Source organism: Nonomuraea sp. bgisy101 (genome assembly GCF_057708945.1).
Genome location: NZ_JBYITD010000006.1, coordinates 81,735 through 106,313 on the forward strand (window position 1 = coordinate 81,735; position 24,579 = coordinate 106,313).

The following is a 24,579-nucleotide window of genomic DNA, read 5'->3' on the forward strand; positions in this document are numbered from 1 at the left end:
GGCCCGCCCGGCAGGCGAAGCGAGACCCGTCCCCCGCGCGGTCAGGTGGAGGCACGGGCCCGCGGTGGAAGTAGTCTGGTCGGACAGACCCCCGCGACCTCACTCGGCCGGGGGTAGTCGTGTTGCCGTCGTGGGGCTTGAGGGCGTATCTGATGAGTCTGTCCGGACTGCTAGACCTAGTCTCCGCCGACCCGAAGCTGACCGCCGCTCTGAAGCAGGGCGGCGACGCCTCGTTGATCGCGCCTGCCGCGCTGCGCCCTTTCGGGGTCGCCGCGCTGGCCGAGCACGACCAGCGCGCCGTCCTGGCCGTCACCGCGACAGGCCGTGAGGCCGAGGACCTGGCCGCAGCGCTCACCAGCCTCATCGAGCCGGGCTCGGTGGCCGTCTTCCCCGCGTGGGAGACGCTGCCGCACGAGCGCCTGTCGCCGCGCAGCGACACGGTGGGGCAGCGGCTGGCCGTCCTGAGGAGGCTCGCGCACCCCGTGAAGGGCGACGCGACGGCGGGCCCGCTGTCGGTCATCGTCGCGCCGATCCGCGCGCTGCTGCAGCCGATCGTGAAGGGTCTGGGCGACCTGGAGCCGATCCGCCTCAAGGCGGGCGACGACGCCGACCTCGAGGACGTGGTCGCGCAGCTCATCCAGAACGGCTACGCCAGGGTCGACATGGTCGAGAAGCGCGGCGAGGTCGCCGTGCGCGGCGGCCTGCTCGACGTGTTCCCCCCGACGGAGGAGCACCCGCTACGCCTGGAGTTCTGGGGCGACACGGTGGAGGAGATCCGCTGGTTCAAGGTCGCCGACCAGCGTTCGCTGGAGGTGGCCGACGACGGTCTGTTCGCACCGCCGTGCCGCGAGCTGCTGCTGACCGACGAGGTCAGGGCCAGAGCGGCGGAGCTGGCCGGCGAGCACCCCTCGCTGGCCGAGGTGCTCGACCGGCTCGCCGAGGGCATGCCGGTGGAGGGCATGGAGGCGTTCGCGCCCGTGCTCGCCGGCGAGATGGATCTGCTCATCGACCACCTGCCCTCGACGGCGACGGTGTTCGTGTGCGATCCCGAGCGCATCAGGGGCAGGGCCGAGGAACTGGTAAGGACGAGCCAGGAGTTCCTCGAGGCGTCGTGGATCAACGCGGCGGCGGGCGGCGAGGCGCCGATCGACCTCGACGCGGCGGCCTTCCGCACGCTGGAGGAGGTCCGTGACCAGGCCGACTCGCTCGGCCTTCCGTGGTGGACGATGGCGCCCTTCGGCGAAGGCGTGGAGCTCGACGCGCAGGACAGCGAGTCCTACAGGGGCGACACCCAGAAGGCGCTGGCCGACATCAAGGGCTGGCTGGGCGAGGACAAGGCCGTCGTGCTGCTCAGTGAGGGCATGGGGCCGGCCGAGCGGATGGTCGAGCTGCTCAAGGGCGTGGATGTTCCCGCTCGTCTGTCGAAATATCTGGACAGCGCGCCGGAGCCGAAGGTGGTGCACGTCTCGACCGGGCTCATCGAGCACGGATTCGTGACGTCGGGGCTCGCCGTACTGACGCACCTGGACCTGGTGGGGCAGAAGGCCAGCACCAAGGACATGCGCCGCCTGCCCAGCAGGCGGCGGAACATGGTCGACCCGCTGCAGCTCAAGGTCGGCGACCACGTGGTGCACGAGCAGCACGGCGTGGGCCGCTACATCGAGATGGTCCAGCGGACCGTGCAGGGCGCTACCCGCGAGTACCTGGTCATCGAGTACGCCAAGGGCGACCGCCTCTACGTGCCGACCGACCAGCTCGACGAGGTGACGCGCTACGTCGGCGGCGAGGCGCCCACACTCAACAGGATGGGCGGAGCCGACTGGGCCAAGGCCAAGTCGCGGGCCAAGAAGGCGGTCAAGGAGATCGCCGGCGAGCTGATCCGCCTCTACAGCGCGCGCATGGCCAGTCCAGGCCATCCCTTCGCGCCCGACTCGCCGTGGCAGAGGGAGATGGAGGACGCCTTCCCCTACGCCGAGACCGGCGACCAGCTGGAGGCCATCGACGAGGTCAAGCGCGACATGGAGCGGGCCGTCCCGATGGACAGGCTGGTCTGCGGCGACGTCGGCTACGGCAAGACCGAGATCGCGGTGCGGGCGGCGTTCAAGGCGGTGCAGGACGGCAAGCAGGTCGCGGTGCTCGTGCCGACGACGCTGCTGGTGCAACAGCACCTGTCGACGTTCAGCGAGCGCTTCTCCAGCTTCCCCGTCAGCGTCAAGCCCGTCTCCCGGTTCCAGACCGACGGCGAGGTCAAGGTCACCCTCGAAGGGCTCAGGTCGGGCCAGGTCGACCTCGTGATCGGCACGCACAGGCTGCTCAGCCCCGAAGTCCGCTTCAAGGACCTCGGCCTGATCATCATCGACGAGGAGCAGCGCTTCGGCGTCGAGCACAAGGAGGCCATGAAGCACCTGCGCACGCAGGTCGACGTGCTGGCGATGTCGGCCACGCCGATCCCGCGCACGCTGGAGATGGGCCTGACGGGCATCCGCGAGATGTCGACGATCCTGACGCCGCCGGAGGAGCGGCACCCGATCCTGACCTTCGTCGGACCGTACGACGAGAAGCAGATCGGGGCCGCCATCAGGCGCGAGCTGATGCGCGACGGCCAGATCTTCTTCGTCCACAACAGGGTCGCCTCGATCAACAAGGTCGCCTCCAGGCTGAGGGAGCTGGTCCCCGAGGCGCGCATCGCGGTCGCGCACGGCCAGATGAACGAGCACCAGCTCGAGAAGATCATGGTCGGGTTCTGGGAGCGGGAGTACGACGTGCTCGTCTCCACGACGATCGTCGAGTCGGGCCTCGACGTGCCCAACGCCAACACGCTGATCGTGGACAGGGCGGACAACTACGGCCTGTCCCAGCTCCACCAGCTGCGCGGACGCGTCGGCCGGGGCCGCGAGCGCGGCTACGCCTACTTCCTCTACCCGCCGGAGAAGCCGCTCACCGAGACCGCGCACGAGCGCCTCGCCACCATCTCCCAGCACACGGAGATGGGCGCGGGCATGTACGTCGCGATGAAGGACCTGGAGATCCGCGGCGCGGGCAACGTGCTCGGCGCCGAGCAGTCGGGATTCATCGCCGGCGTCGGCTTCGACCTGTACGTCAGGCTCATGGCGGAGGCGGTCCAGGAGCAGAAGGCCAAGCTGTCGGGCGTCGAGGTCGAGGAGGAGCACCAGGACGTCAAGGTCGAACTGCCCATCAACGCGCACATCCCGCACGACTACGTCACGTCGGAGCGGCTGCGGCTGGAGGCGTACAAGCGGATCGCCGCCATCACCGCCGAGATCAACATCGACGAGGTGCGCGACGAGCTCACCGACCGGTACGGCAAGCCGCCCGTCGAGGTGGAGAACCTCCTGGAGGTGGCGCGCTTCCGGCTCAAGGCCCGCAGGGCAGGGCTGACGGACGTGACGCTCCAGGGCCAGAACATCAAGTTCGGCCCCGTCGTGCTGAGGGAGTCCCAGCAGGTCAGGCTGGACCGCCTCTACAAGAAGGCGATCTACAAGCAGGCCGCGGAGACGCTGCTCGTGCCCGCGCCGAAGACCAAGCCGCTGGGCGGCGTGCCGCTGCGCGACCTGGAACTGCTGAAATGGTGCTCCGACCTGGTCGAGGTCATGTTCCTCGAACCGGCGAGGGTAAAGTAACCGACGAGAAACGCGCGCCCATACCGTCCGCAACCGGCCCAGGGCGTCGCGATGGATCGCGAAGGGATCAAGGGTGAAGTCGATTCGAGTGGCCGTGGCCGTCGCCGCGCTGGGTGTCGCGGTGACCGCCTGTTCGTCGCCCGTGCAGGCCGGCTCCGCGGCCATCGTCGGCAATGAGCGCATCGCGGCCAGCGATCTGAACACGCACGTCAAGCAGCTCGAAGAGGCGCTTGTCAAGGCCAAGATCCCGCAGTCGCAGCTGCAGCTGCCCGTCACGCAGTACGTGCTGCTGCAGATGGTCAACGTCGAGCAGTTCAGGCAGCTTGCCGCCAAGGCGGGCGCCAGGGTCACCGACGGCGAGATCGACCAGTTCATCGCCGCTCAGGGCGGTCTGGAGGCGCTGGAGCAGAAGACGCTCGTCCAGGGCGTGCCGCCGGCCTACACCCGCCAGTGGCTCGGCACCTCGATCGCCATCTCGAAGCTGATGCAGCAGTACGGCGGCGGCACCGACCAGGCCGCCCAGCAGCGCGGCCAGGAGAGGCTGATCAAGGAGGCCGCGGCCATCAAGATCACCTACAGCCCGCGCTACGGCACCTTCGACCCCAACAAGGGCTTCGTCGACGCGGGCCGCTTCGGCAGGCCGGCCGCCGCCGCCCAGGGCTGAGATGCCGCTCGTCATCGTCACCACCTCGCCGCGCGTCGCGCCAGGAGTGCTCAGCCACCAGGCGTGGCGGGCGCTGGCGTCGGGGCGGGTGCTGACCGCCTCCGAGGACCACCCGCAGCTGCCGTTCCTGGCGGAGGCGGGCGTCGAGGTGGAGGTGGTGGTCCCCGACCACGCGGCCCTCGTACGGCAGGCCGTCGACGGCACGGTGGTCTGGCTGGCCACCGAGGACGAGCACTTCATGCGCGCCGTCGGCCACGCGGCTCTCGCGCTCGACGAGCCGCCGGTGATCGAGGTCGTGCCCGGCTCCTACGACCTGCCGGGCGCCCGCGTCCTCGACCTGGTCGCGGTGATGGACAGGCTGCGCACCGAGTGCCCGTGGGACCGCAAGCAGACCCACTCCTCCCTCGTGCCCTACCTGATCGAGGAGGCCTACGAGGTCCAGGAGTCCGTCGAGCGGGGCGACTACTCCGCGCTGCGCGAGGAGCTCGGCGACGTGCTGCTGCAGGTCGCCTTCCACTCGAGGGTGGCCGAGGGCTTCGACATCGACGACGTGGCCGACGCGATCGTCACCAAGCTGGTGCGACGCCACCCGCACGTGTTCGGCAGCGTGATCGTCGAGAGCGCCGACGAGGTCAACGCGAACTGGGAGGCCATCAAGGCCACCGAACGGGAGGGCAAGGATCTCTTCGACGGGGTGCCGATGGGCCAGCCCGCCCTGTCGCTCGCCGCGCAGCTGATCCGCAGGGCCGAGGGCGCGGGCGCGCCGGAGGGCCTGTCCCATGCCGTCGGGCAGGGCGTGGCCAGGGAGCTGTTCGACCTGGTACGGCGGGCACAGCAGGCGGGACTCGACCCGGAGGCCGAGCTGCGGGCCGCGGCCAGGACCTACCGCGATCGGGTGGAAGCCTGGGAGTCCCGGTAGCGGACGGCTTCCCCTGATGCCAGGATCGTCCGGCATGGGGGAATTGAGGCGATTGCAGGCCGGTGAGCCGCCAGAGGTGGGCGGCTATCGCCTGCTCGGCGGGATCGGCGACGGCGGTCAGGGTTCGGTGTTCCTGGGGGAGGGACCCGACGGCCGCAGGGTGGCGGTGAAGATCCTGCACGCGAGGCTGCTCGGTGACCAGCACGCCAAGCGGCGGTTCCTGCAGGAGGGCGCGACCGCCGCGCGGGTGGCCGCGTTCTCGACGGCGAAGGTGATCGAGACGGGCCTGGTGGAGGGCAGGCCGTACATCGTCAGCGAGTACGTCGAGGGCCCATCGCTGCAGGAGCTGGTCGCCAGGGAGGGCCCGCGCGCCGACGGCGCGGTGGAGCGGCTGGCCGTCGGCACGGCGGCCGCGCTGGCCGCCATCCACAGGGCGGGCATCGTGCACCGCGACTTCAAGCCGAGCAACGTGCTCATCGGCCCCGACGGGCCCAGAGTGATCGACTTCGGTATCGCCAAGGCCATGGACGCGGGGACCACGGCCTCCAGCGTGGTCGGCACCCCCGGCTACATGTCGCCCGAGCAGATCGCGGGACAGCCCGCCAGCCCCGCCTCCGACATGTTCGCGTGGGCGACCACGATGGCCTTCGCCGCCACCGGCAGGGCGCTGTTCGCCGGCGAGTCGATCCCCGCGGTGATGCACCGCATCCTCACCGCGCAGCCCGACCTGCGCGAGATCGGGGAGCCGCTGCGCTCGCTGCTGGCCGCGTGCCTGGACAAGGAACCATCCACCCGCCCTTCGGCCGACGACGTGCTGCAGTCCCTCCTGGACGGCTCCACCGCCGACGACGCCTTCCACGCCAAGGCCGCGGCCGCCGCCCGCCGCGCCCCTCGCGGGCCGTCGCACAGGGCTCGGCACACGGCACCCGCCAGGCGGCGCCGCCCGATCGTGGTGGCGGGCGTGGGCGTGGCGCTGGCCGGGGGACTGGCCCTCGGGCTCGCGTGGCAGGGCGACCAGACGCCCACAGGCCGATCGGGTGGCGGATCGGCTGTCGGCAAGGCCGTCACCAGCGCGTCGCCCGCGTCGGCATTCGGCAGACCCCTGGGCGGCCCCTTCGGCACGGGCGAGGTGAGCGCGCTGGCCGTCGGAGAGCTCAACGGATCGGCTGTCGTGGCCGCCGCCGAGGTGAAGACCAGCAGGCTGGGCGTGTGGGACCCGGTCAAGGGCAAGCTGCTGGCCCGCATGCCGCAACGCGTCATCGACGTCGGCTCGCTGGCCTTCGCGTCCGTGGGCGATCAGACTGCGCTGGTATGGGCCACCCCCGACGGCCGGGCGCACTGGTGGCACCCAGGCGGATCCGCGCCCGTGAGATCGACGGTTGTCTGCAAGAAGCAGCCCCACATGGCGGTCGTCCAGCGGCCGGATGGCGACGCGGTGGTCGCCGGCTGCGAGGAGGGCCGGATCCAGGGGTGGGACCTGGCGACGGGCAAGCCGTCGGGCCTGTGGTCCTTCCTCGCCCGTGGGGTCACGAGTGTGTCGTCGGCGGGGGACGGCGAGACCGTGTTCGCCGTCGGCCTCGACGGCCGGGTCCAGAGGTGGAAGCCGTGGGCCAAGCAGCGGCCCGAGACGATCACCTGGGCGGGCGGCACCGCCGTGCACGCCGTCGACCAGCGGATGCTGGCCGTACAGGGGCGAGCGGGGCTGGACGTCGTCGACTTCGACAGCGGCAGGCGGATCTGCGCGGTCGGCTCGCCCCCGTCCCGGCTGGCGAGCAGCAGGAACCTGCTGATCGGGGCGGGCGAGGGCGTTCGCGCGTGGAACCTGCGGACCTGCGAGCCCTTCGCCACCGTGACCGACTCGGGCCAGGTCGGCGTCCTCGCCACCGGGGACGCCGGCGGCCGGCCGTACGCGGTCGCGAGCGTCGACGGCAAGGGCCTGGTGATGTGGAGCCTCGATGACGTGCCAGCTGGCTAGGGTCGATAGGCTTTCATGGCAAACCGCCCTTCGACTCTAGGAGCGCCTGACGTGGCTTCCATCGAGGCCGTTTCCGCCCGCGAGATCCTCGACTCCCGGGGCAACCCGACGGTCGAGGTCGAGGTTCTCCTCGACGACAACAGCACAGGCCGCGCAGCGGTCCCCAGCGGCGCGTCCACCGGCGCGTTCGAGGCCGTGGAGCTCCGCGACGGCGACGAGCGCTACGGCGGCAAGGGCGTCGAGAAGGCCGTGCTCGGCATCACCGACGAGATCGCCGACGAGATCCTCGGCATCGACGCCGACGAGCAGCGCATCATCGACCAGATCATGATCGACCTGGACGCCACGCCCAACAAGGCCAAGCTCGGCGCCAACGCCATCCTCGGCGTGTCGCTGGCCGTGGCCAAGGCCGCGGCCGACAGCGCCGACCTGTCGCTGTTCCGCTACGTCGGCGGCCCCAACGCGCACGTGCTGCCCGTCCCGATGATGAACATCCTCAACGGCGGCGCCCACGCCGACACCAACGTGGACATCCAGGAGTTCATGATCGCGCCGATCGGTGCCGAGACGTTCCGCGAGGCCGTCCGCATGGGCACCGAGGTCTACCACGCGCTCAAGGGCGTGCTGAAGGAGAAGGGCTACGCCACGGGGCTGGGCGACGAGGGCGGCTTCGCCCCCAACCTGCCCTCCAACCGCGACGCTCTCGACCTGATCCTGGTCGCCATCGAGCGCGCGGGCTACACGCCCGGCGAGGACGTGGCGCTCGCCCTCGACGTGGCCGCCTCCGAGTTCCACAAGGACGGCGTCTACACCATCGACGGCAAGGGGCTGTCGGCCGACGAGCTGATCGCCTTCTACGCCGACCTGGTCGACTCCTACCCGCTGGTCTCCATCGAGGACCCGCTCGACGAGAGCGACTGGGAAGGCTGGAACAAGATCACCAAGGCGCTCGGCGACAAGGTTCAGCTGGTCGGCGACGACCTGTTCGTGACCAACCCCGAGCGGCTGGCCCGCGGCATCGCCGAGGGCACCGCGAACGCGCTGCTGGTCAAGGTCAACCAGATCGGCACGCTGACCGAGACGCTCGACGCGGTCGACCTGGCCCACCGCAACGGCTACCGCTGCATGATGAGCCACCGTTCGGGTGAGACCGAGGACACCACGATCGCCGACCTGGCCGTGGCGACCAACTGCGGCCAGATCAAGACGGGCGCGCCCGCACGCTCCGACCGGGTGGCCAAGTACAACCAGCTGCTCCGCATCGAGGAAATCCTCGACGACGCCGCGCGTTACGCGGGTCGCGGGGCTTTCCCGCGCTTCCGGCGCTAGTTTCAAGTACGGCCCGGCGTCCGGTCTCGGGCACCTCCCCGAGACCGCCGCGCCGGGCTCGCTCGGACAGGCTTCCCGCGCACCGGGCGTCCGTGCCGCCCTGGGCACCCCTTCGGGCGGGACGGCCGGCTGGTGAGCGGAACGACCGCCGAGGCGGACGACTCTCGGGTCGCTCGCCCTCGTGGTCGTCTCCGGTCGTAGGCAGACCGACCCCGGCCTGGCCGGTCGCCCCGACAGGCCTTGACGGGCTGATCGGCCTGACCGGCCTTGACGGACTGATCGGCCTGGCCGGCCTTGACGGGCCGGTCGGCCTGGCCGGCCGCGTGAACCGGTCTGGCCGGGTTGGGTGTGCGGTCGTCTGGACGGGGCGGGGGTTGGTCGGTCACCCGGATCGGCCGGGTCACCCGCGGTCTGGACGTCCGACGGCGGTCGTGAGCCGGATGGTCGACCGGCGGCCATCGGATGACGGCGGCCATCGGGTGACCGGCGGCCATCGGGTGACCGGCGGCCATCGGATGACCGGCGGTCGGCGTGAGTCGAGTGGTCGACTGGTGGCGCCGAGTGGCCGACGTCCGACAACCATCGGCAGACCGTCAGTCGGACGGACGCGAGGCGACCGTCAGCCGGTCGGGCGTTGGGCGGCCATCGGTCGGTCGAGCGTCGGGCGGCCGGTTCTGGAGGGCAGGAGGTCGGTTCCGGAGGCGGGAGGTCGCCGGTCGAGTCATCGGTCAGCGGGCGAGCCGAACGCCTGCGACCCCGGCGGGACGACCAGCGCGGGATGGGATGACCGGTGTGGGATGGGACGATCAGCTCAGGGTGGGATGACTAGCTCGGGGTGGGATGACCAGCTCGGGGTGGGATGACCAGCTCGGGGTGGGACGACCAGCTCGGGATGGGACGACCAGCCTGGGCCAAGACGGCCTGGCCGGCCCGGGACGGGATGGCGCCGCCTGACGGCTCGCGGTGGCGCGGCCACCTTGGGTGCGAGGCCCCCGCAGGGGAGGCGGCCACGGCCGGGGGTAGGGGAAGCGGCGGAGTGAGGCGGAGGGAGCACAGGTGGCGAAACGACCGCAGTTGACGGGACGGGCCGCGATCCTCGCGGTGGTGGTGTGCGCGATCGCCATGAGCCTGGCCTACCCCGTGCGCGAATACGTCGCCCAGCGCCGTGCGATCGCCGAGCTGGAGGCCGAGAAGGCCAAGGAGCAGGAGGAACAGCGCGTGCTGGCCGAGCGCCGGCGGCAGCTGGAGGACCCCAACTACATCAAGCGCGAAGCCAGGCGCAGGCTCCACTACTGCGGCGCGGGCGAGAAGTGCTACATGGTCGCCGACAGCAAACCGAAGCAGACCCAGGCGGGCGCGCGGCAACAGGCCGCGATCACGCCGCCCTGGTACCAGACGCTGTGGGAGTCGGTCGAGGCGGCCGACACGGGCAAGGGCGTCAAGGCCTCTGCGGGAGCCACGGCCGAGGAGAAGAAGGACGATGGAAAGCCATGACATCGAGGCGGTCGAGCGGCAGCTCGGCCGTCCGCCGCGAGGCCTGCGCAAGGTCGCGCACCGCTGCCCCTGCGGCAACCCCGACGTGGTCGAGACGGCGCCGCGGCTGCCCGACGGCACCCCGTTTCCCACGCTCTACTACCTGACCTGCCCCAAGGCCGCCTCCGCGATCGGCACTCTCGAAGGTTCGGGGCTGATGAAGGAGATGCAGGCAAGGCTGGCCGACGACGCCGAACTGGCCGCCGCCTACCGGGCAGCGCATGATGACTACATCGCCAGGCGCGACAAGGCCGCGGCGGAGGAGGGCATGGAGCCGCTGCCGCGTGACATGCAGAGCACGGGCGGCATGCCGTACCGGGTGAAGTGCCTGCACGCGCTGGTCGCGCACGAGCTGGCGGTGCAGGGGGGCAACCCGTTCGGGGCGGAGGCGTTGGAGCGGTTGCCGGAGTGGTGGGCCGACGGCCCCTGTGTGCGGGCGGAGGACGAGCAGTGACAGTGAAGCGCGTGGCGGCCGTCGACTGCGGCACCAACTCCGTCCGCCTGTTGATCGCCGACGTGTCGTGCGGTGAGCTCACCGAGATCGAGCGGCGTATGGAGATCGTCAGGCTCGGTCAGGGCGTCGACAAGACGGGACGGCTGGCGCCCGAGGCGCTGGAGCGCACGTTCACGGTGATGCGCGAGTATCGCAAGCTGATCGAGCAGCACGGCGCGACCGCCACCAGGGTCGTGGCGACGAGCGCGACGCGGGACGCCGAGAACCGCCAGGTGTTCGTCGGCGGGGTGCGCGAGATCTTCGGCGTGGAGCCGGAGGTGGTCTCGGGCGACGAGGAGGCCGAGCTGTCCTTCACCGGGGCGACGAAGGGGCTGCTCCACCTGTCTCCCGAGACGGGGGTACCGGACGGTCCGCTGCCGCCGTACCTGGTGGTGGACATCGGGGGCGGCTCCACGGAGTTCGTCGTCGGCTCCGATCATGTGCTGGGGGCGCTGTCGGTCGACATCGGGTGTGTACGGCTGACCGAGCGGCACCTTCGTGACGCGGGCGACCCGCCCTCGGCGGAGGCGCTCGAGCGGGTGGTCGCCGACATCGAGGCCGCGCTCGACAGGGTCGAGTCGGAGGTTCCCGTACGGCAGGCGCGCACGCTCGTCGGCCTCGCGGGCTCCGTCACGACGGTCGCGGGGATCGCGCTCGACCTACCCGCTTACGATCCGGAGCGGATTCATCACACCATTCTCCACGCCGAACAGGTTCATGAAGTGACGCGCCGACTGCTCGCCATGACGCATGGTGAGCGAGCCGCGATTCCCGTCATGCACCCGGGGCGAGTGGACGTGATTGGGACGGGTGCCCTGATTCTGGACCGCATCGTGCGCCGTTTCGCGTTTTCGCAGGTCGTTGTCAGCGAACACGACATTCTGGACGGAATCGCCTGGTCCATCGCCTGAAATTTCCGGGATTTCGGACATTCTCGCCCTTTGGGGCGTGTTGAGAGTGCATTCTGTTCTGTGATTAGGTAAAGGAGCTTTACGGGGGCTTTGCCATATGGTTCGGCACGGGGTGTGCCGGCGTGGCGACCGTTCCCGAGCGCACCTTTTCCCTCACGGAATGGAGCACTCTCAGATGAAGTCCTCAGGACTGGCTCGCAGAGTGGCCGCCTTCGGCGCCACGACTGCGATGCTGGCCGCCATGGTCGCGGGGTTGGCCGCCGCCCCCGCACAGGCGGCGACCACGGCCAAGGCGGGCACGCTCTCCACTGCCGCCTCCGCCACCAAGGCCAAGCCCCTCGCGGTTTCGGTCGCGACGCCCAAGGCGTCCGTCCGCGACTACGAGGGCTCGTGCCCGGTGACCGTCAAGTTCTCCTCGCAGATCAAGGTCAAGCTCAAGGGCAAGACCACGGTCGCGTGGCGTTGGCTGCATGGCAATGGGTCCAAGGGCAAGGTCCAGACCAAGAAGGTCGCGGGCAACGGGGTCAAGACGATCAACGTGTCCCAGGCCATCAAGTTCACGGACAACGTCAAGGGTTGGGAGGCCGTCGAGGTCCTCGGCCCGAAGCACGTGAAGTCGAAGAAGGTCTACTTCTCGGTCACGTGTGGTGACAACAACGACGGCGATGGCCTGCACGAGGCCGACTACGACGACGTGACCGCCCGCGCGTGGGCGTCCCCGAGCACGTACGTCGGTCCGTGTACTCCCGGCGACAAGATCGACTTCACCGGTGTGATCAGCGTGGACAGCCCGCGTTGGGTGCACTACCGCTGGATCCTCAACGGTGACGTCGTCGACGGGGGCAAGGTCAAGGTCTGGAACTCGCGGAAGGTCGGCTTCGGCTTCTCCCCGCGTTCCAGCCACCGTGGCTGGGCGGTCCTCGAGACCCTCGGCCGTGGCGCGACCGAGTCCAACCGCGTCGGCTACAAGGTCTGGTGCAAGGGTGACGGCGGCCACCACGAGACCAAGGTCTCGGTGTCCACTCCCACCACCGGCACCAACCACAACACCTGCGCCGTCGGCGCCAACGCCACCATCTCCTCGACCGGCCGCGGCCGCGTCGAGTACGTGTGGTCGGTGAACGGCAAGGCCGTCGCGACCGGTGACACCTACTTCGGTGACGCCGGCAGCAAGTCGGTCTCGCTGTCGGAGCAGGCGCTGAGCGGTGAGGCCACCAAGGGCGGCACCGTGTCGATCTCCATCTCGGGCCCGAACAACCGCGACTCGGCTTCCCAGTCGTACGCGGCTTGCCAGAAGCCCGAGCCGAAGGTGACCGTGTCCGGTCTGTCGGTCGTCGGTCAGCGCAACGAGATGTGCGCCGACAAGCGGGGTCCCGGTGTGGACTTCAAGGCGACCCTCAACAGCACCGGTCCGACCACGGTGAAGTACCACTGGGTGGTCAACGGCAAGCAGGACGGTCCGCAGCTCGAGCGTCAGGTGAACGGTAGCCTCGACGTCACCTGGGGTATCGGTGGCACGCACGGCGCCTCCGTCACCTCTGGCTCCATCGAGCTCGTGATCGACAGCCCGAACGGTGGGTCCGCTTCCGCGGTTTACAACGCCACCTGCCCGGCTCCGGCTGCCAGCTAGAAGAAGGACGAGAAGGCCCCTGCGGGTGCCTGATCGGTTGAACTGAGACCGGGCGGTGCCTTCGCCGGCGCCGCCCGGTTTTTCTGTTGCCACTACTGCGCATTGCACAGTAGTGTGCATCGCGTGGATAGCAGCCAGCTCCTCAAGGGCGTGCTCGACCTCGCCGTCTTGGCGGTCCTCGACGAACGCGACAGCTATGGCTACGACGTCGTCAGGCGGCTGAGAGAAGCAGGGCTGGAGGACGTGGGCGACGCGTCCGTCTACGGCACGCTGCGCCGCCTGTTCAAATCGGGCGCGCTGACCTCGTACGTGGTGGCCTCCGACGAGGGGCCGCATCGCAAGTACTACGGCCTGAACGACGTCGGCAGGGCCCAGCTCGCCGCCTCGGCCACGACCTGGACCTCCTTCGCCGCCACCATGGCCGACCTGCTCAAGGAGAGGCACCACTGATGACACCCGAACAGTACGCGCAGGCCGTACGAGAGGCTCTCGCCGGCCACCCCAACAGCGAGGAGCTGCTGGAGGATCTCGACGACCATCTGGCGGAGGTGGCGTCGGAATCGGAGGTTCCGCTGGAGGTGCGCCTGGGGCCGCCCGAGGCGTACGCGGCCGAGCTGGCCGCCGCCTACGGTGGCCGGACGGGCGAGCGGCGCAGGAGGTTCAACCTGAGGGCGACGGGAGCCTCTCTGGCTGGACATCCGGTTATGGCCCGCCTGACGGGCCTGTTTCCCGAGCTGCGGCCAGGGTGGTGGGTACTGCGCGGCTACGTCCTGGCCATGCTGCTGATCTCGGTAGTGGACAGGCCGCAGCTGGTGCCCAACGCGTTGGGCGAATTCGCCCTGGTCGCTTTCGCCATCTGGTTGTCGTACGCGCTCGGCAGGGCGAACAGGGGCCGATGGATGACGATCGCCTCGGCGCTCGCCTCCGGCCTCGGCGTGCTCGCCCTGCTCGTCGGTTTCGCCGCCGCGGAGGCGTTGAGGTCGAGGAGCGACGAGCCGCCGATCGCCTACGAGGAGCCGGTGATGATGAACACCGTCTCCTCGTTCGGCGACGTCGTCAACATCAGGCCGTACTCCAAGGACGGGACTCCGCTGAGCGACGTCTACCTCTACGACCAGGACGGCAGGCCGGTCACCACGAACTTCGCCGACTCCGGCTACATCGTGGACCGCGCCTGTGGCGAGCCCGTGCTCAACCGCTACCCGCTGCCTCTGGTCGAGGACAACGGGGGCATGGACGAGAACGGCACCATGCAGGCGCCCACACCCACCAGGTCTCCTACGGCCTGTGCCGCGCCTTCCCCCTCGGCCGTGCCCATGGCGTCCCTCGTGCCGAGTCCCTCTCCCACGAAGGAATCGGAGTAACCGGCTGCTCAGGCCCGCCGGACGGCCCCGTTGTCCGCTGGAGACTCGTCACCGGCATCCGCGTCACCGACGGCCCCGCGACCGTGCGCTATCGCTGATCGGGCACTATCGGTGCCATGAGCTTCGTACCTCCCGGCGCCGGCTGGCCTGATGATCCCGCGGCTCCTGACACCCCCGTGGCGCACTCGCCGGAGGAGGTGCGGGAGCTGGCGGCCGCCGGCCGTACCCTCGCCGAGCTGACGGCCAGGGTGTCGGTCTGCAGGGCCTGTCCCCGGCTTGTGGAGTGGCGGGAGGAGGTCGCGGACGTCAGGCGGCGGGCCTTCGCCGAGGAGACCTACTGGGGGCGGCCCGTCGCGGGCTGGGGCGAGGAGAAGCCGCGCATCCTGCTCGTGGGGCTCGCGCCCGCCGCGCACGGCGGCAACAGGACGGGGCGCATCTTCACCGGCGACCGTAGCGGGGACTGGCTGTTCGCCTCGCTGTACCGCACGGGGCTGGCCGTACAGGAGACCAGCGTGAGGGCGGGCGACGGGCAGCGGCTCATCGACACGCGCATGGTGGCGGCCGTGCGCTGCGCGCCGCCGGCCAACAAGCCGCTGCCCGAGGAGAGGGCCGCCTGCTACCCGTGGCTCCAGCGCGAGCTGGCGCTGACCGCCGACAGCGTGCGCGTGGTGGTGGCGCTCGGCGGCTACGCGTGGCAGGCCGTCTGGCCCGCACTGAAGGAGACCGGGTACAGCGTGCCGCGCACCAGGCCGCCGTTCGGCCACGGCGTCGAGGTCCCCCTGTCGTACGGCGGCGCCGAGGTGACGCTGCTCGGCTGCTACCACCCCAGCCAGCAGAACACCTTCACCGGCAGGGTCACCGCGGCCATGCTCGACGGCATCTTCGCCAGGGCATCCGCAAGAGCGGGGAAAACGCAAGCCTAGATTTCCCTCTCGAAGTGTGGGGAGACTCACTGGGAATGCCATGGCCTCCAGCGAGGTTGCACAGATATGCTTGTGAAAGATTTCACAAGCGTGCTCGAGGATGGGACCTCAGGTGAACAAGCACATCGTGATCGTCGGCGGAGGATACGTCGGCATGTACACCGCCCTGCGGCTGCAGCGCAAGCTCGGTAAGGAGCTGCGCGACGGCAGCGTGCACATCACCGTCGTCGACCCCAACTCCTACATGACCTACCAGCCCTTCCTGCCGGAGGCCGCCGCGGGCAACCTGTCGCCGCGGCACGTCGTGGCCCCGCTGCGACGCGTGCTGCCGAAGGTCGAGATCCTCAACGGCGTGGTCACCAAGGTCAACCACGCCGGCAAGCTGGTCACCTTCGCGCCCGCCGAGGGCGAGCCGAGGGACATCCCCTACGACATGCTGGTGATGGCCGCGGGTTCGATCTCGAGGACCCTCCCCATCCCGGGGCTCACCGACATCGGCATCGGATTCAAGACCGTCGGCGAGGCCATCGCCCTGCGCAACAGGGTCCTGCACCAGCTCGACGTGGCCGAGTCGACCGAGGACGCCGAGGTCCGCAGGCGGGCGCTCACCTTCGTGGTCGTCGGCGCCGGGTTCGCGGGCGTCGAGGCGCTGGCCGAGCTCGAGGACATGGCCAAGGACTCCACGCGCTACTACCGCAACATCACCCCGGCGGACGTGCGCTGGGTGCTCGTCGAGGCGACCAACAGGGTGCTGCCCGAGGTCGGCCCCGAGATGGGCAAGTGGACGCTGGAGCAGCTGCGCGAGCGCGGCATCGAGGTGAAGCTGGAGACGCGCCTGGAATCGGCCACCGGCGGCCACGTGGTGCTGTCGGACGGCACCGAGTTCGACGCCGAGACCCTCGTCTGGACCGCGGGCGTCAAGCCCAGCCCTGTCGTGACCGAGGGCGACCTGCCGATCGACGAGCGCGGCCGGATCAAGACCACCACCAAGCTGACCGTCGCGGGAACGAAGGACGCCTTCGCCGCCGGTGACGCCGCGGGCGTGCCCGACGTCACCAACCCGGGTCAGTACTGCGCGCCCAACGCCCAGCACGCCGTACGGCAGGCCAAGGTGCTGGCCGACAACATCGTCCGCTCGCTCCGAGGACAGCAGCTGGTCGAATACCGCCACAAGTATGTCGGATCGGTCGCCGGGCTGGGGCTCCACCAGGGCGTGGCGAACGTCTACGGCATCAAGCTTCGCGGATTGGCTGCATGGTTCATGCACCGCACCTACCATCTGTCCCGGGTGCCGACGCTGAACCGCAAGGTCCGCGTCGTCGCGGACTGGACCCTGGCGCTGTTCTTCAAGCGGGAGACCGTGTCTCTCGGCGAGATGGAACACCCGCGCGACGGGTTCAGGGCGGCGGTCGCGAGCAATCGCCGTCGCTAGCGCTTCGGAACCCTCCTTCCCGCACGATGAGAAGGGGGAGATCCAGGGGTGGGGCTCTCTGCGGTGACCGTGCTCGGCGTCGACCGGCCTGGCGTGATAGCCGAGGTGACAGGTTCGCTCGCCGACTGCGGCGTCAACATCCAGGACTCGACCATGACGCTGCTCGGCGGGCACGTCGCGATGATGCTTCTCGTCGCGGGCGAGCTGTCGGCCGAGCAGCTGCGTGAGAAGGTGTGCGTCCCCGACGTCGTGGTCAGCGCGGCGGCCGTCGACGCGCGCCGCCACTTCAGCTGTCCCGGCACCGGGCTCGGCTACGTGCTCACCCTGCACGGCCCGGACAAGCCGGGCATCATCTCCGCCGTCGCCGGTGTGCTGGCCTCGGTCGGCGGCAACATCACCGGGATGAGCACCAGGCTGAGCGGCCGCCTGTACGTGCTCATCGCCGACGTCGACCTGCCGGCCTCGGTCGACGTGGCCGATCTCATGCGCGAGCTCGCCGCCGTCGGCGCCGACCTCGGCTCGGAGATCACCTTCCGTCCCGGTGAACCGGACCTGCTGTGAGCGGAGTCCCGCGGGCGGTCCTCCGCGCCCCCCATCCCGTGCTGTCCACGGCCGCCGAGGTCGTGGACCCGACCGACCCCTTCGTCGTCTCGGCCGCCGCCGACCTGTTGACGACCCTGCGCGAGATCGGCAAGCCCTCGGGGCTGTCCGCGCCCCAGATCGGGCTGAGCTGGCGGCTCATCGCCGTGAACGCGAGCCTGCACCCGAGAAGCAGGTCGAGCGCGGGCGCGCTGACGCTGGTCAATCCACGCCTGGCGGAGGCCTCCGACTGGCGTCAGGGCAGGGAGGGCTGCTTCTCGGTGCCCGGCCTCCTGGGCGAGGTGCCCAGGGCCACCAGGATCACCGTGTACGGCGAGCTGCCCAGGACGGGCGAATCCATCACGATCGAGGCCGATGCCTTCGAAGCCCGATGCATCCAGCATCAACTGGATCATCTGGACGGTGTGCTCTTCCTGGACAGAGTGTCCGGAGCGCGAGCACTTCACCACAGATCTCACTCTTGTTACGCCTGATACAAAGTTGTGCTCCTCGTGAGCATGGTCCGTTTCGTATGATTGCGGCGCCCCCGTGGCCCAATGGCAGAGGCAAACCCCTTAAAAGGGTTGACGTGCGGGTTCGAATCCCGCCGGGGGCACCGCTTATTTATATCTATTTTATGGCTCTGACCTGGCGTTTCTCCTTGACGTCCGGACCTGCAGTCAGGGGGTTGCCACGCTGCGTGTTCGCGGGGTGCGGCAGCCCCTGGGGAGTCGGGCAAAGCGCTTGACAACAGGTCTTTGTTCTGGTTGCTCCCGCGCCTTTATCCGGGCGTCCCGAAAACGGTTTTCTGACCCAGTTAAAGCGGCGTGAACGTCCGTGCCATGGCGCCGCGCTTGGCCAAGGTGACGGGCCGGGAACGTGAAGTGAAACACTCTCCACTCCTTCGAAAAGGACAAATCGGGCAATTAGGTAATTTCGGACTTCTTTCGTGCTCGGTGGAGCGCCCCGCGGCTCGACCTCGATCACTCGAACACCGGTGCCCGGGTCCGAACCGGTCAGGGTCGGCGTCGCGGTCACGCGGGATGCTCGCCCAGCCACTCGCTCAGGCCGTGGCGGTCTCCCCGTAGACGTCGGTGGGCGGCACCACGGCCGCCGCGCCCCGTCCGGCGAGGAAGGAGGCGACGAAACCTCGCGCGCCATCGCCTCGCCTGGCCTCGGCCTGCCCACACCCTGGCCGCGACCGGATGAGGGCGCGGGCGGATCCGGAGGTCGGGGGAGTCGTGAAGGATCACCGGGTCCCTGACCGCCGGCCCGTGCAGGGCCGCGAGCTCGGTGAACGACCTCGGGAACCGACAGGGGATCTCGTTCGTTGGCATCTCTGCGGAAGTCTCGAATGTACATAGATCCCGGCGTGACTCGGCCCGTGTGACTGCCGGTCCCATACCCTGATCACATTGGTCGCAGCGTGGAGGCAGCGATGGAGAGTAAGAACCCAGTATTCAGCCGGTCGCCATACACCCACCAGCAGCAGCAAGGGTGGACCCCCAGCCCCGAGCACCTGCAGGGGATGTACGACAACCCGGCCTACGCACCACCCACCGCGCCGGCCACCAGGACGATGACCATCGACGACGTCGTGGTCCGCGGGTTCATGACCCTCGGCACGCTCGTCGTCGCCGGCGCCGCCTCGTGGTACTTCGAGGTGGGCATGGGCGTCGCGGTCGTCTCGGCCCTCATCGGCGTCGTCCTCGGCCTGATCGCGTCGTTCAAGCAGAGCACCAGTCCGCCGCTCATCCTCGGCTACGCCCTGTTCTACGGCGTCTTCGTGGGCGCGTTGAGCCGCATGTACGAGTCGTTCTTCAACGGCATCGTGCTTCAGGCGGTGATCGGCACCGCGCTGGCCTTCGCGGCCGTGCTGACCGTCTACTCGCTGCGGATCGTCAGGGTCACGCCGAAGTTCACCAAGTTCGTGGTGGCCGCCGCGATCGGCGCGCTGGCGCTGGTCCTGGTCAACCTCATCGCGGGCTTCTTCGTCGACGGAGGCCTCGGCCTGCGGACCGACAGCCCCCTCGGCTGGATCTTCAGCGCCGCGATGATCCTGCTCGGCACGTTCTTCCTGCTGCTCGACTTCGACGAGATCGAGCGCGGGGTGAAGGCGGGTGCTCCGGAGAAGTTCGCGTGGCAGTGCGCGTTCGGGCTCACGCTGAGCCTGGTCTGGATCTACCTCGAGGTGCTGCGCTTCATCAGCTATTTCTCGGGCGATGACTGATCGCTAACCCGAAAGACCCCGCTGGTCCACCAGCGGGGTCTTTTCTTTGCGCCACCAGTGATCTACCCGGCGTGACAAAACGCTGGCCGCCCAGGGGTTGCCATTCGGGGTGAGGTGTTGCAGTGTCAAGCAAAGGACCTTAATCCGTGGAGGTGCCCATGTCCTTGAACCACTCACCGGAGATGCAGACAAAGCTGATCGCAAGGGTCCCTGCCATTACGGGACGCGAACTCCCAGAGTGGTTCCAAGCCATAGACAACGGTCCATCGTTCCTCAGATGCGACGAACGGGCCCACTGGCTCGCCGAGGAGCACGGACTCACTCACGGCTACGCCGCCGCCATCGTCCTGGAGCACGAGCGGCACCGCCGTAACAGGATGGGGTTCATCTAAACCCCTCAAGGACCGTCGCGCCCGTGCCGTGGATACGGCTCGGGCGCGCATCATTGAGGAATGGATCTCGACAAGGCGCGCGCATACCTGGCGCGCAACCATCACGCCGTCCTGCTCACCCACCACGCCGACGGGCGGCCCCAGATGTCGCCGGTGCTGGTCGGCGTCGACGAGGACGGCTACGCGGTCGTCAGCACCCGCGAGGGCGCGGCCAAGACGCGCAACGTGCGCAGGGACCCGCGGGTCGCGGTCTGCGCGTTCACCGACGGCTTCTTCGGCGAGTGGATCCAGGTCGAGGGCACGGCCGAGGTCGTCTCGCTGCCCGAGGCCATGGACCACCTGATCGCCTACTACCGGGCGATCTCAGGGGAGCATCCCGACTGGGCGGACTACCGCGCGGCCATGGAGCGCGAGCGGCGCGTCGTGCTCAGGATCGCGCTCGACCGGGCCGGGCCCGACCATCACGCCTGAGGACGACCGCCGAGCCGTGGTCCTCGTAGTCGCCCGGCCAGCCCACCGCCCACAGGTCCTTCGTGCCGGGGATCGCCGCGACAGCCTCGATCCTGCCGCCCGCACCGCGCTCCGCGGTCCACGTCCTGCCGTCGAAGTGCAGGAACAGCGGGTCGGCCGGGCGGTCGGGGTCGGCTGCCGCGACCCACACGTCGTCGGGGCCGAAGGCGGTGACGCCGGTCGGTTCGGCGGTCAAGAGCGGCAGTTCCTCGCGCTTCCACGAGCGTCCGTCCCAGTGCAGGGCCAGAGGAGTGGCGCGGGACTCGGCCCCCTCAGGCGCGTCGTAGACCGCTGCGGGACATGACCTGTCGGGAAGCGGATCGACCTGACGGCTGTTGACGATCTTCCCCACGGCCCACACGTCTGTGGGGCTGATCTGCACGACCGAGGTCAGCGTGCCCCCGCGGATGTCGGGAACCCGTAGGTGGTCCCAGCCCGAGCCGTCGGCCTTCCTGCTGTGCACGATGTCCGGGGTGACGCCGTCGCAGTTCGCGCGGGGCTTCGCACCGACGATCCAGGTGTGTCCTGCCCGGGACGTGACGGCGTTGAGCATGCTCTCGCCGTCGCCGGTCACGAGTTCGTAGCCGCCTCGCCCGCTGGTGACGATGAACGAGCGCGGCCCGTCCGAGCCGATCAGCACCGCCCTGTCGCCGTCGGAGGCGACGTCGTGAAAGCGCTTGTCCTCGGAGATCCCGAACGGCCGCTTCTCCGTCCAGCGGCGGCCGTCCCAGCGCGCGACCGTGTCGCCGCCTGCGATCCAGAGGTCGTTCGGGCCCGTGGCGTCGAAGCCGTCGTAGCCGAGATACCGGGGGATCGGCAGTTTCGACCATTTCGCGCCGTTCCATCGGGCGACGGTGGCGTAGCCGCCGTCATCCTCCGCGCCGTTCTCGAACCCCAGCGCCCAGGCCTGCCGCGGTCCTGTCGCCACCACGTCCATGAGCCCCGAGGAATCGGCGAGCGGGAGCCTCCCGACGTCCCTCCACCGTCTGGAGACGGGGACCGCGCTCGGCGTGGGGCTCGCCGTCGGGCCTGCCTGGTGCCGGGTCGCGCCGCCATCGGGCCTCGCCGCCGGCGCCGTGCTCCCGCGCGCGCCCGCGCCCCCGCCCCCGCCCGAACAGGCCGTGAGGCCCGAGCAGGCCGCGAGAAGGGACAGGCAGCTCACCGCGGCCATGGCCCGGTTTGCGATCTTCATCGCTCGGATTATGGCGAAGCTTCCAATACGGCACGCCGATTCCGGGGAGATCGTCCGGCCATACCGGCGCCGCGGGAAGCCCGGCCACGCGCTCGGTGGCGCGTGGCCGGGCCTGCCGTACCGGGTCGGTCAGGAGAGGCGCTCGAGCACGAGCGCCATGCCCTGGCCGCCGCCCACGCACATGGTCTCGAGACCCATGGTCTTGTCGTGGTGCTGGAGGCTGTTGATCAGCGTGGAGGTGATGCGCGCGCCCGTCATGCCGAACGGGTGGCCGACCGCGATCGCGCCGCCGTTGACGTTCAGCCGGTCGATGTCGATGCCGAGGTCCTGGTACGACGGGATCACCTGGGCGGCGAACGCCTCGTTGATCTCGACCAGGTCGATGTCGGAGATCGACATCCCGGCCCGGGCCAGCGCCTGCTTGGAGGCCTCGACCGGGCCCAGGCCCATGATCTCGGGCGAGAGGCCGGTCACGCCCGTGGAGACGATGCGGGCCAGCGGCGTGATGCCCAGCTCGGCCGCCTTGGTGTCGCTCATGACGATCACCGCTGCCGCGCCGTCGTTCAGCGGGCAGCAGTTGCCGGCCGTGACCGTGCCGTCAGGGCGGAAGACCGGCTTGAGCTGCGAGACGGCCTCGTAGGTCGTGCCGGCGCGCGGGCCGTCGTCCTTGCTGACGACCGTGCCGTCGGGGAGCGTGACGGGCGTGATGTCCTTCTGCCAGAAGCCGTCGGCGAGCGCCTTCTCGGCGAGGTTCTGCGAGCGGACGCCGAACTCGTCCTGCTCGGTCCTGGAGATGCCCTTGAGCTGGGCGAGGTTCTCCGCGGTCTGGCCCATCGCGATGTAGATGTCGGGCACGGTGCCGTCCTCGCGCGGGTCGCGCCAGGTCTGGCCGCCCTGCGCGAAGGTGACGCTCCTGGCGCGGGCGCCGTCGAAGACGGGGTTCTCGAAGCGCGGCTTGGGCAGCGCGCTGTCCTCGGGCCAGGCCGCGGCGTCGGAGTTGCCCTTCACGAAGCGGGAGACGGTCTCCACGCCCGCCGACACGAAGACGTCGCCCTCGCCGGCCTTGATGGCGTGGAAGGCCATCCGGGTGGTCTGCAGCGACGATGAGCAGTAGCGGGTGATCGTGGTGCCGGGGACGTTGTCCAGGCCCATCATCACCGACACCACACGGGCCATGTTGAAGCCCTGCTCACCGCCGGGCAGGCCACAGCCGAGCATGATGTCGTCGATCGTCTTCGGGTCGAGCTGCGGCACCTTGGCGAGCGCGGCCTGGATCATCTGGACGGTCAGGTCGTCGGGACGGATGTCCTTCAACGACCCCTTGAAGGCTCGGCCGATCGGCGAGCGCGCGGTGGCGACGATGACTGCCTCGGGCATGGGGCTCTCCTGGGTTCGTGTCAGCACTCCAACCGCGAGGTTACCCCTCGGTAGCCCGGATACAACGATCTGGGGCCCGGAAAACAGAATGTTGTTTCGGAAAGGAGAAGGCCAGGCCGCCTCGGCCGCCCGGCCTCCGCTCATCCGTACATGCCGGGCGCGCTGGCGGTGCCGTCCTTGATGCCGTGGATGCCGCCCTTCTCGTCGCGCCAGAGTCGCCAGCCGTCGTGGCTGCCGGTGAACCAGGAGGGCGGCGCGTTCTCCGCCGCCACCCGCTTGCCGTTCGACAGGTCGAACTCGCAGAGCGAGGCGATCGAGTAGAAGCCCGGCGCCTGCCCCTTCAACGGCAGCGGCTTGGGATCGGTGACGCAGAAGGACCAGCCGTGCTGCTCCTTCACCGGCACCGACTTGCCGCTGGCCAGGTCGAAGGCGGTGCCGCTGCTGTTGTGCTTGAGGAACCCGAGCCGCTCCATCTGCCCGGGGAAGGCCAGCCACCAGCCCGAGCCGGGCACCTGGGCGGCGGTGATCTGCCCCATGACGCGACCGGTGTCGGAGTCGAGCCTGGCGAACCCGCCGTACTGGCCCTGCTGGTCGACCGGACGGACCACCGGCGCCACGCCGGGGCTGCCGCTGGGGTAGACGCGCACGACCGAAGGGCGCATCCAGTTGATCGTGCCATCGACGATCTTGAGCGAGAACAGGCCGAAGGTCGAGAGCTTCTTCGTGCGCGGGCTGGTGTACGGCGCGACGTAGCCGACGAGGTTCTCGCCCGTCGCCCCGAAGGCCCAGCCGCCTGACATGTCGATGCCGGGGCCGAGTGCCTGCTCGATCGGCTGCTGCCATTGCAGCCTGCCGCTCTTGAGCTCGTAGGACTCGATCATCGGGTTGGTGGCCAGGCGCAGGAGCAGCACCCTGTCGGCGTCGGACCACTCCACCTCGGCCACGCCGGGCAGCTTCCACTTCACCTTGCCCGTGGCAGGGTCGAGCACGACGACCCTGGCCGCCGCCAGAGCGGTGTGCTCGGACACGCACACGTAGGAGCCGCAGCGCTGCGGGCCGAACGTCGAATGGACGGGCCTGACCCACTTCTGCCTGCCCGTGCGAGAGTCACGGGCGACGAGGTCGGCGTTCCACCTGCCCCGTTGCTTGCGGGGGTCGAGCGAGACGACGGTGCCGTCGACGATCGCGGGCGGCGGCACGCCCATGCCCGGCAGCCTGCCCTCCATCGTGGCGGGCTGGGACCAGAGCTTCCTGCCGCTTGCCAGGTCGAGCGCGATCGTCTCCAGCGTGCCGTCGGGCTTCATGGAGGTGGTGGTGGCCACGCCCGCGGCGGTGACCATGCGGCTGACCACGTTGATGTCGGAGTTGTGCCATGTCGGGAAGTCCGCCGTGGCGGCGTCGCTGCCCGAGCAGGCAGCCAGCGCCAGGGTTCCGGCGAGGGCGAGGGCCGGTTTCGCTAGAGGCCGGAGCACCGTTATTCCACTC

The 24,579-nt window shown here is 69.7% G+C and carries 21 protein-coding genes and 1 tRNA gene; 19 read left to right on the forward strand and 3 right to left on the reverse strand.

The features are described 5' to 3' along the window. Window positions 1-152: 152 nt before the first annotated feature. The 19 genes from mfd to AC3EO4_RS13270 all read left to right on the forward strand — a co-directional run bounded on the left by mfd (window position 153) and on the right by AC3EO4_RS13270 (window position 20,486). Window positions 153-3,641, forward strand: a complete 3,489-nt coding sequence (gene mfd, locus AC3EO4_RS13180; RefSeq protein ID WP_379583659.1) for a transcription-repair coupling factor — start codon at window positions 153-155, stop codon at window positions 3,639-3,641. Between the two features lie 73 nt (window positions 3,642-3,714). Beyond that, window positions 3,715-4,305, forward strand: coding sequence for a SurA N-terminal domain-containing protein (locus tag AC3EO4_RS13185; protein ID WP_379583661.1), 591 nt, complete (start codon window positions 3,715-3,717; stop codon window positions 4,303-4,305). 1 nt (window position 4,306) lies between these two features. Continuing rightward, window positions 4,307-5,224: a nucleoside triphosphate pyrophosphohydrolase gene (locus tag AC3EO4_RS13190; RefSeq protein ID WP_379583663.1), complete on the forward strand. Its 918-nt coding sequence runs from the start codon at window positions 4,307-4,309 to the stop codon at window positions 5,222-5,224. A gap of 34 nt (window positions 5,225-5,258) precedes the next feature. Beyond that, window positions 5,259-7,199, forward strand: coding sequence for a WD40 repeat domain-containing serine/threonine protein kinase (locus AC3EO4_RS13195; RefSeq protein WP_431895653.1), 1,941 nt, complete (start codon window positions 5,259-5,261; stop codon window positions 7,197-7,199). A 51-nt stretch (window positions 7,200-7,250) separates the two neighbouring features. Next, window positions 7,251-8,528 carry a phosphopyruvate hydratase gene (eno, locus tag AC3EO4_RS13200; protein WP_431895655.1) on the forward strand — a complete coding sequence of 426 codons (1,278 nt, stop codon included), beginning with the start codon at window positions 7,251-7,253 and terminating at the stop codon, window positions 8,526-8,528. Window positions 8,529-9,584: 1,056 nt separating this feature from the next. Further along, window positions 9,585-10,022 (forward strand): FtsB family cell division protein, encoded by a 438-nt coding sequence (locus AC3EO4_RS13205; RefSeq protein WP_431895657.1) that lies wholly within the window; start codon window positions 9,585-9,587, stop codon window positions 10,020-10,022. Beyond that, window positions 10,009-10,515 carry a DUF501 domain-containing protein gene (locus AC3EO4_RS13210; RefSeq protein WP_379583671.1) on the forward strand — a complete coding sequence of 169 codons (507 nt, stop codon included), beginning with the start codon at window positions 10,009-10,011 and terminating at the stop codon, window positions 10,513-10,515. Before AC3EO4_RS13205 ends, AC3EO4_RS13210 begins: the two co-directional genes overlap by 14 nt. 2 nt (window positions 10,516-10,517) lie before the next feature. Then, complete coding sequence (locus AC3EO4_RS13215; protein ID WP_431896020.1) at window positions 10,518-11,465, forward strand: Ppx/GppA phosphatase family protein; 948 nt, start codon at window positions 10,518-10,520, stop codon at window positions 11,463-11,465. 175 nt (window positions 11,466-11,640) lie between these two features. Then, complete coding sequence (locus tag AC3EO4_RS13220; protein ID WP_431895659.1) at window positions 11,641-13,095, forward strand: hypothetical protein; 1,455 nt, start codon at window positions 11,641-11,643, stop codon at window positions 13,093-13,095. A 123-nt stretch (window positions 13,096-13,218) separates the two neighbouring features. Continuing rightward, complete coding sequence (locus AC3EO4_RS13225) at window positions 13,219-13,545, forward strand: PadR family transcriptional regulator (protein ID WP_358142190.1); 327 nt, start codon at window positions 13,219-13,221, stop codon at window positions 13,543-13,545. After that, the gene (locus AC3EO4_RS13230; RefSeq protein WP_431895661.1) at window positions 13,545-14,459 is read left to right on the forward strand and encodes a hypothetical protein; all 915 of its coding nucleotides are present in this window, start codon (window positions 13,545-13,547) and stop codon (window positions 14,457-14,459) included. Before AC3EO4_RS13225 ends, AC3EO4_RS13230 begins: the two co-directional genes overlap by 1 nt. Before the next feature lie 116 nt (window positions 14,460-14,575). After that, window positions 14,576-15,382 (forward strand): uracil-DNA glycosylase, encoded by an 807-nt coding sequence (locus AC3EO4_RS13235; protein ID WP_431895663.1) that lies wholly within the window; start codon window positions 14,576-14,578, stop codon window positions 15,380-15,382. A 100-nt stretch (window positions 15,383-15,482) separates the two neighbouring features. Then, window positions 15,483-16,814 (forward strand): NAD(P)/FAD-dependent oxidoreductase, encoded by a 1,332-nt coding sequence (locus AC3EO4_RS13240; RefSeq protein WP_379583678.1) that lies wholly within the window; start codon window positions 15,483-15,485, stop codon window positions 16,812-16,814. Window positions 16,815-16,862: 48 nt separating this feature from the next. Continuing rightward, complete coding sequence (locus AC3EO4_RS13245; protein WP_379583679.1) at window positions 16,863-17,375, forward strand: glycine cleavage system transcriptional repressor; 513 nt, start codon at window positions 16,863-16,865, stop codon at window positions 17,373-17,375. Continuing rightward, window positions 17,372-17,887 (forward strand): peptide deformylase, encoded by a 516-nt coding sequence (locus AC3EO4_RS13250; RefSeq protein ID WP_379583681.1) that lies wholly within the window; start codon window positions 17,372-17,374, stop codon window positions 17,885-17,887. The genes AC3EO4_RS13245 and AC3EO4_RS13250 overlap by 4 nt, the downstream gene beginning before the upstream one ends. 49 nt (window positions 17,888-17,936) lie before the next feature. Beyond that, window positions 17,937-18,009: transfer RNA gene (locus tag AC3EO4_RS13255), tRNA-Leu, on the forward strand. Window positions 18,010-18,831: 822 nt separating this feature from the next. Continuing rightward, complete coding sequence (locus tag AC3EO4_RS13260; RefSeq protein ID WP_379583683.1) at window positions 18,832-19,623, forward strand: Bax inhibitor-1/YccA family protein; 792 nt, start codon at window positions 18,832-18,834, stop codon at window positions 19,621-19,623. A gap of 158 nt (window positions 19,624-19,781) precedes the next feature. After that, window positions 19,782-20,015: a DUF4287 domain-containing protein gene (locus AC3EO4_RS13265; RefSeq protein ID WP_354905975.1), complete on the forward strand. Its 234-nt coding sequence runs from the start codon at window positions 19,782-19,784 to the stop codon at window positions 20,013-20,015. Window positions 20,016-20,075: 60 nt separating this feature from the next. After that, window positions 20,076-20,486: a PPOX class F420-dependent oxidoreductase gene (locus AC3EO4_RS13270; RefSeq protein WP_431895665.1), complete on the forward strand. Its 411-nt coding sequence runs from the start codon at window positions 20,076-20,078 to the stop codon at window positions 20,484-20,486. On the opposite strand, the gene AC3EO4_RS13275 is transcribed toward AC3EO4_RS13270, so the two are convergent. From AC3EO4_RS13275 to AC3EO4_RS13285, 3 genes are all read right to left on the reverse strand, one after another. Further along, window positions 20,443-21,717, reverse strand: coding sequence for a hypothetical protein (locus tag AC3EO4_RS13275; RefSeq protein WP_431895667.1), 1,275 nt, complete (start codon window positions 21,715-21,717; stop codon window positions 20,443-20,445). The two genes, AC3EO4_RS13270 and AC3EO4_RS13275, sit on opposite strands and share 44 nt — an antisense overlap. A gap of 129 nt (window positions 21,718-21,846) precedes the next feature. After that, entirely contained in the window at window positions 21,847-23,094 is a 1,248-nt protein-coding gene (locus AC3EO4_RS13280) for an acetyl-CoA C-acetyltransferase (RefSeq protein ID WP_379583689.1), read from the reverse strand. 140 nt (window positions 23,095-23,234) lie between these two features. Then, entirely contained in the window at window positions 23,235-24,566 is a 1,332-nt protein-coding gene (locus tag AC3EO4_RS13285; protein WP_431895669.1) for an outer membrane protein assembly factor BamB family protein, read from the reverse strand. Between the last annotated feature and the right edge of the window lie 13 nt (window positions 24,567-24,579).